Annotated in this window: 7 protein-coding genes; 6 read left to right on the forward strand and 1 reads right to left on the reverse strand. The window is 71.5% G+C overall.

The window, feature by feature from the left end:
* The first annotated feature begins 241 nt into the window (after positions 1-241).
* From ilvD to proC, 6 genes are all read left to right on the forward strand, one after another.
* Positions 242-2,092, forward strand: a complete 1,851-nt coding sequence (ilvD, locus tag B082_RS0107795; RefSeq protein ID WP_018551253.1) for a dihydroxy-acid dehydratase — start codon at positions 242-244, stop codon at positions 2,090-2,092.
* Between the two features lie 83 nt (positions 2,093-2,175).
* The gene (locus B082_RS0107800; protein ID WP_018551254.1) at positions 2,176-2,739 is read left to right on the forward strand and encodes a hypothetical protein; all 564 of its coding nucleotides are present in this window, start codon (positions 2,176-2,178) and stop codon (positions 2,737-2,739) included.
* Between the two features lie 31 nt (positions 2,740-2,770).
* Entirely contained in the window at positions 2,771-3,589 is an 819-nt protein-coding gene (locus tag B082_RS0107805; protein ID WP_018551255.1) for a class I SAM-dependent methyltransferase, read from the forward strand.
* Between the two features lie 33 nt (positions 3,590-3,622).
* Complete coding sequence (locus B082_RS0107810; protein WP_018551256.1) at positions 3,623-4,390, forward strand: ABC transporter ATP-binding protein; 768 nt, start codon at positions 3,623-3,625, stop codon at positions 4,388-4,390.
* Positions 4,387-5,157 carry an ABC transporter permease gene (locus tag B082_RS0107815; protein ID WP_018551257.1) on the forward strand — a complete coding sequence of 257 codons (771 nt, stop codon included), beginning with the start codon at positions 4,387-4,389 and terminating at the stop codon, positions 5,155-5,157. Before B082_RS0107810 ends, B082_RS0107815 begins: the two co-directional genes overlap by 4 nt.
* Before the next feature lie 74 nt (positions 5,158-5,231).
* Positions 5,232-6,041 (forward strand): pyrroline-5-carboxylate reductase, encoded by an 810-nt coding sequence (gene proC, locus B082_RS0107820; protein WP_018551258.1) that lies wholly within the window; start codon positions 5,232-5,234, stop codon positions 6,039-6,041.
* A 295-nt stretch (positions 6,042-6,336) separates the two neighbouring features.
* Here the strand turns inward: proC and B082_RS39780 are convergent.
* Positions 6,337-6,617 (reverse strand): hypothetical protein (locus B082_RS39780; protein ID WP_234018125.1); only part of this gene is annotated, 281 nt, incomplete at its 5' end.

The raw sequence follows: 6,617 nt of genomic DNA on the forward strand, positions 1-6,617 counted from the left end.
AACCAGCCCCTCCGGCGCTTGAGGAGCGGGGTCCGGGGCGGAGCCCCGGTTACGGGAAGGGGCGGGCAGGGGAACAGGCCCGCCGCAGGCGCAACGCACCCGCACCGCCCCACCACCCCAGCCCCGCCCCACCTCACCCCGCCCCGAACATACGTCCCGCATATCGGACACCACGTCCACATCCTGGCACCAAGGGCGTACGCTCAAGGACAGTCTTCGATGCAGAAGGAGCGAAGAGACGATGCCCACGCTGAGGTCCCGCACAGTCACCCACGGCCGCAACATGGCCGGCGCCCGAGCCCTCATGCGGGCCTCCGGCGTAGCGAGCGAGGACATCGGCAAGCCGATCATCGCCGTCGCCAACTCCTTCACCGAGTTCGTCCCCGGCCACACCCACCTCGCCCCCGTCGGCCGCATCGTCTCCGAGGCGATCAAGGCCGCGGGCGCGGTGCCCCGCGAGTTCAACACCATCGCGGTGGACGACGGCATCGCCATGGGCCACGGCGGCATGCTCTACAGCCTGCCCTCCCGCGACCTGATCGCGGACAGCGTCGAGTACATGGTCGAGGCCCACTGCGCCGACGCCCTCATCTGCATCTCGAACTGCGACAAGATCACCCCGGGCATGCTGAACGCCGCGATGCGGCTGAACATCCCGACGGTCTTCGTCTCCGGCGGCCCGATGGAGGCCGGCAAGGCAACGCTCGTCGACGGCACGGTCCGCAAGCTCGACCTGATCAACGCGATCAGCGACGCGGTCGACGAGAACATCTCCGACGAGGACATGCTCCGTATCGAGGAGAACGCCTGTCCCACCTGCGGCAGCTGTTCCGGCATGTTCACCGCCAACTCGATGAACTGCCTGACCGAGGCCCTCGGCCTCTCCCTCCCCGGCAACGGCTCGACCCTCGCCACGCACACCGCCCGCAGGGCGCTGTACGAGGACGCCGGCCGCACGATCGTGGACATCACCAAGCGGTACTACGAGCAGGACGACGCGACGGTCCTGCCCCGCTCCATCGGCACCCGCGCCGCGTTCGGCAACGCGATGGCGCTGGACATCGCGATGGGCGGCTCCACCAACACGATCCTGCACCTGCTGGCCGCCGCCCAGGAGGCGGAGCTGGACTTCGGCCTGGACGACATCAACGAGGTCTCCCGCCGCGTCCCCTGCCTCTCCAAGGTCGCCCCCAACGTGGCCCCCGGCGGGACGTACTACATGGAGGACGTCCACCGCGCAGGCGGCATCCCCGCCCTCCTGGGCGAGCTGAACCGCGGCGGACTGCTCAACGAGGACGTCCACGCGGTGCACGCCGACACCCTCGGCGACTGGCTGAAGAACTGGGACGTGCGCGGCGGCTCCGCGTCGCCCGAGGCCGTCGAGCTGTGGCACGCGGCCCCCGGCTGCGTCCGCTCCGCGACCGCCTTCTCGCAGTCGGAGCGCTGGGACACCCTCGACGTGGACGCGGCCGGCGGCTGCATCCGGGACGTGGCACACGCCTACTCCAAGGACGGCGGCCTCGCGGTCCTCAAGGGGAACATCGCGGTGGACGGCTGCGTCGTGAAGACGGCCGGTGTGGACGAGTCGATCTGGACCTTCGAGGGCCCGGCGGTCGTCTGCGAGTCGCAGGAGGAGGCCGTCGACAAGATCCTCCGCAAGGAGATCACCCACGGCGACGTCGTCGTCATCCGCTACGAGGGCCCGCGCGGCGGCCCCGGCATGCAGGAGATGCTCTACCCGACCTCGTTCCTGAAGGGCCGGGGCCTGGGCAAGACCTGCGCGCTCATCACGGACGGCCGCTTCTCCGGCGGTACGTCGGGCCTGTCCATCGGCCACGCCTCGCCCGAGGCGGCCTCCGGCGGCGCGATCGCGCTGGTCGAGGACGGCGACCGCATCCGGATCGACATCCCGAACCGCTCGATCGAGCTCCTCGTCCCGGAGGCCGAGCTGGCCACCCGACGCGAGGCGCTGAACGGCGTGTACGCGCCGAAGAACCGCGAGCGCAAGGTCTCGGCCGCGCTGCGCGCGTACGCGGCGATGGCGACGAGCGCGGACCGCGGCGCCGTCCGCGACGTGTCGAAGCTGGGCTGAACCACGGCGTGCGGCCCCCGCCGGCGCGGGGGCCGCACTCACCGCGCGCCGGGACCGCCCCCGGCTTTGGGATACTCGACCTCGTGAGCGAGAACAGCGAGACCCCCGACGGCAAGGCTCCCGGCACGGCCCCCGGGCCCGCGGCGGCGTCCGCCGGTGCCCCCGCGACCCCGCAGGGCCCACAGCCCGAGCCCCTCCGCTTCTTCGGCACCACCTGGGTCGCCCACGACGGCCACTACGGCCTGCGCCGCGTCGGCGCCGCCGTCGGCTCGCTCGCCGCCGCCGTCGCCTCCTGCTTCGTCCTCCGCTTCGCCTACCAGGGCCTGGAGATCGCCGACATCGGCGGTTTCGTCGGCATGCTGGTGGTCCTGATGTTCGCCATCTGCAGCGCCGTCGCCTTCCGCAAGACCTGGGAGGGCTTCGGCAGCCGCCCCGCCGACCCGGCCCGCGAGGACACGCTGCGCGGCCTGAAGGCCATCGGCTTCGTCGGCTCACTGCTCGCGTACTTCTTCCGTACGTTCACCGAGGCGCCCGGCGAGAAGCTGAGGCGTACGGAGTACGAGGAGGCCCAGGCCCGGTACGCGAAGCGCCGCGCCTCCCGCACCGGCAACCCGGCGGCCCGCAAGAAGAAGGGCCGTCGCGGCTGACGCGTCCGGGCCCGCCGGGCACGATGGCCGCATGACCACGACACGCTCACCGGACCCAGGTCCGGCCCCTTCGCGCGCCCTGTCCTTCGACCGGGCCGCCGCCCAGTACGCCGCCGCCCGCCCCGGCTACCCGGACGCGCTGTTCGACGCCGTCGAGGACCTGGCCGGACGCCCCCTGCGTGGTGCCCGCGCCCTGGACGTGGGCGCGGGCACCGGCATCTCGACCCGCCGCCTCCTCGACCGGGGCGCCCGCGTCGTCGCCGTCGAACCCGGGCCCGGCATGGCGGCCCAGCTGCGCCGGGGCCTCCCGGACGTCCCGCTCGTACGCGGCGACGGCAACCGGCTCCCCTTCGCGACCGCCTCGGCCGACCTGATCACGTACGCCCAGTCCTGGCACTGGACCGACCCGGCCCGCTCGGCCGCCGAGGTCCGGCGCGTCCTGCGGCCGGGCGGCACGCTCGCCCTCTGGTGGAACGTCGCGGACAGCAAGGTCCCGTGGCTCGGCGCCCAGGAGGAACGGCTCGTCCGGTTCTTCGGTGTCGGGCCGGGCGAGCTGGGCCGCGGCATCGCCCACGGCTCGGCCACCCGGGGCCGTGACCTGCCGCCGGACCTCGACTTCACGTACCGCCGCATCCCGTGGACCCGGAGCGTCCCCCTCGCGACCCACCTCGACAACCTCGGCAGCCACTCCGCGTTCCTGACCACCGACGACGAGGCGGCCCGCGGTTTCCTCGCCGAGGAGCGGGCCCTGCTCCTGGCGGAGTTCCCGGACGGCACGGTGGAGGAGGCATACGTCGTGGAGCTCCACGCGGCCGTGCGCCGAGCCGAGGCGGCCCCGCCCGTTCCTTGACGGCGGTGCCTCGCCGGAGTCAATATTCATCACATGATGAATTCTTCGGGTGTCGCCGTCGAGGCCCGTGGCCTCACCGTCCAACGAGGCAGCCGCACAGTCCTCAAGGGACTCGACTTCACCGTCGAACCCGGCAGGATCACCGGCCTCCTCGGCCCCTCCGGCTGCGGCAAATCCACCCTCATGCGCGCCGTCGTGGGCACCCAGGCCAAGGTCACCGGCACCCTCCGGGTCCTCGGCAGCCCCGCCGGGCACCCCTCCCTCCGCCCCCGCGTCGGGTACGTCACCCAGGCGCCCTCCGTCTACACCGACCTCACCGTCCGCCAGAACCTCGACTACTTCGCGGCGATCCTCCAGCCGGGCCGCGCACACCGCGACGACCGGCGCGCCGCCGTCACCCGCGCGCTCACCGAAGTGGACCTGACCAGCCACGAGGGCGCCCTGGCCGGCACCCTCTCCGGCGGCCAGCGCACCCGGGTCTCGCTCGCCGTCGCCCTGCTCTCCACCCCCGAGCTGCTCGTCCTGGACGAACCGACCGTCGGCCTCGACCCGGTTCTGCGCCGCGATCTGTGGCAGCTCTTCCACACCCTCGCCGCCGAACGCGGCACGACGCTCCTCATCTCGTCACACGTCATGGACGAGGCCGAGCGCTGCCACCGGCTGCTCCTGATGCGCGCGGGCGAGATCCTCGCCGACGACACCCCGGACGCCCTGCGCACCGCCGCCGGCACCGACACCGTCGAAGCGGCTTTCCTCCACCTGGTCGACGCGGCCGCCACCCGCAAGGAGAACGCCCGATGAGCACCCCTGCCCCCACCCGCACCGCACCCCTGAGCCCGGCCCGCACCCTCGCCACGGCCGCCCGTGTCCTGCGCCAGCTCGCCCACGACCCCCGCACGGTCGCGCTGCTCCTGCTGATCCCGGTCCTGATGATCACGCTGCTGCGGTACGTCTTCGACGGCAGCCCGCAGACCTTCGACTCGATCGGGGCCTCGCTGCTCGGTATCTTCCCGCTGATCACGATGTTCCTGGTGACCTCGATCGCCACCCTGCGCGAGCGCACCTCCGGCACCCTGGAGCGCCTGCTCGCCATGCCGCTCGGCAAGGGAGACCTGATCGCGGGCTACGCCCTCGCCTTCGGGGCCGTCGCCGTCCTCCAGTCCCTCCTGGCCACCGGCCTGTCGGTGTGGGCCCTCGGCCTGGACGTCACCGGCTCGCCGTGGCTGCTGCTCCTGGTGGCGCTGCTCGACGCACTGCTCGGCACGGCACTGGGCCTGTTCGTCTCGGCGTTCGCGGCCTCGGAGTTCCAGGCGGTGCAGTTCATGCCGGCCGTGATCTTCCCGCAGCTGCTGCTCTGCGGCCTGTTCATCCCGCGTGACCGGATGGCCCCGTTCCTGGAGGCGATCTCGGACGTCCTGCCCATGTCGTACGCCGTGGACGGTATGAACGAGGTCCTCCATCACACCGACGTCACCGGGAACTTCGTCCGGGACGTGCTGATCGTCGCGGGCTGCGCCCTGCTCGTCCTGGCCCTCGGCGCGGCCACCCTCCGGCGCCGCACCACCTGAGGGGGCGGTGCGAGGATGGCGCCGACGAGCACTGAGCACCGCGCACAGCGAGCACCGCCCGGAGGGTGAACGGCATGACCCAGACAGTTGCAGTCCTCGGCACCGGCAAGATCGGCGAGGCCCTGCTCAGCGGGATGATCCGGGCCGGCTGGCGTCCGGCGAACCTGCTGGTCACCACCCGCCGCTCGGAGCGGGCCGCCGAACTGCGCGACCGCTACGGCGTCGACGCGGTCACCAACGCCGAGGCCGCCGAGCGCGCCGACATCCTCATCCTGGCCGTCAAGCCGCAGGACATGGGCCGCCTCCTGGACGAACTGTCCCCGCACCTCGGCGCCGACCGTCTGGTCATCAGTGCGGCGGCCGGGATCACGACCGCGTTCATCGAGGACCGCCTCAGCGCCGGAACGCCGGTCGTCCGCGTCATGCCGAACACCCCGGTCCTGGTCGACGAGGGCATGTCCGTCATCTCGGCGGGCAGCCACGCCACCACGGACCACCTCGCAACGGCGGAGGCGATCTTCGGCGGGGTCGGCAAGACGCTGCGCGTCCCGGAGTCCCAGCAGGACGCGGCCACCGCCCTGTCCGGCTCGGGCCCCGCGTACTTCTACTTCCTGGTCGAGGCGATGACGGACGCCGGCATCCTGCTCGGCCTGCCCCGTGCCCAGGCCCACGACCTCATCGTGCAGGCCGCGATCGGCGCGGCCGTGATGCTCCGCGACAGCGGCGAGCACCCGGTCAAGCTCCGCGAGGCCGTCACCAGCCCGGCCGGCACCACCATCAGCGCCATCCGCGAGCTGGAGAACCACGGTGTACGCGCCGCCCTCATCGCCGCCCTCGAAGCGGCCCGGGACCGCAGCCGCGAGCTGGCCTCCGGCAACGGCTGACCCGTCCCGCGACCCCCGGCGAAGCCGGGGGTTGACACGGTCCCCACTCGTCCGTAGTGTGCTCCGAGTTGTCCGACGTGAGCGCCGACTCCGGTCGGTCCCCGGACAACCATTCCGCAGTAACCACAACAAGCACGCGACAGCTGTCGCATGTCTTGGTGTGCGCTTGTGCGAAATGAGGAATCCGCGTTCGAAGGAACGCGACCCCGATTAGCGTCGAGGCCCTGGATTCCGCTAATGTCTCACTCGTCGGAACGGCCCAACGGCCGGGAGGACAAGCCCCGCTGACTGGGAATCAGGCCCGAAAGGATCTGATAGAGTCGGACTCGCCGGAAAGGGAAACGCGAAAGCGAAGAACTGGAAAGCGGAAAAGCACGGCCCGCTTCGACCGGGAATCGGACACGAAAGAGTCTGATAGAGTCGGAAACGCAAGACCGAAGGGAAGCGCCCGGAGGAAAGCCCCAGAAAATGTTCTGCGGGTGAGTACAAAGGAAGCGTCCGTTCCTTGAGAACTCAACAGCGTGCCAAAAGTCAACGCCAGATATGTTGATACCCCGGCCTGCTTCGGCAGGTTGG

Source organism: Streptomyces sp. ATexAB-D23 (genome assembly GCF_000373645.1).
In the GTDB taxonomy this organism is placed as follows: Bacteria; Actinomycetota; Actinomycetes; order Streptomycetales; family Streptomycetaceae; genus Streptomyces; species Streptomyces castrisilvae.

Bases quoted from the DNA above. Each gene is read 5' to 3' on its own strand.
- ilvD (WP_018551253.1), top strand. From the start codon at position 242: ATGCCCACGCTGAGGTCCCGCACAGTCACCCACGGCCGCAACATGGCC.
- B082_RS0107805 (WP_018551255.1), top strand. From the start codon at position 2,771: ATGACCACGACACGCTCACCGGACCCAGGTCCGGCCCCTTCGCGCGCC.
- B082_RS0107810 (WP_018551256.1), top strand. From the start codon at position 3,623: ATGATGAATTCTTCGGGTGTCGCCGTCGAGGCCCGTGGCCTCACCGTC.
- B082_RS0107815 (WP_018551257.1), top strand. From the start codon at position 4,387: ATGAGCACCCCTGCCCCCACCCGCACCGCACCCCTGAGCCCGGCCCGC.
- proC (WP_018551258.1), top strand. From the start codon at position 5,232: ATGACCCAGACAGTTGCAGTCCTCGGCACCGGCAAGATCGGCGAGGCC.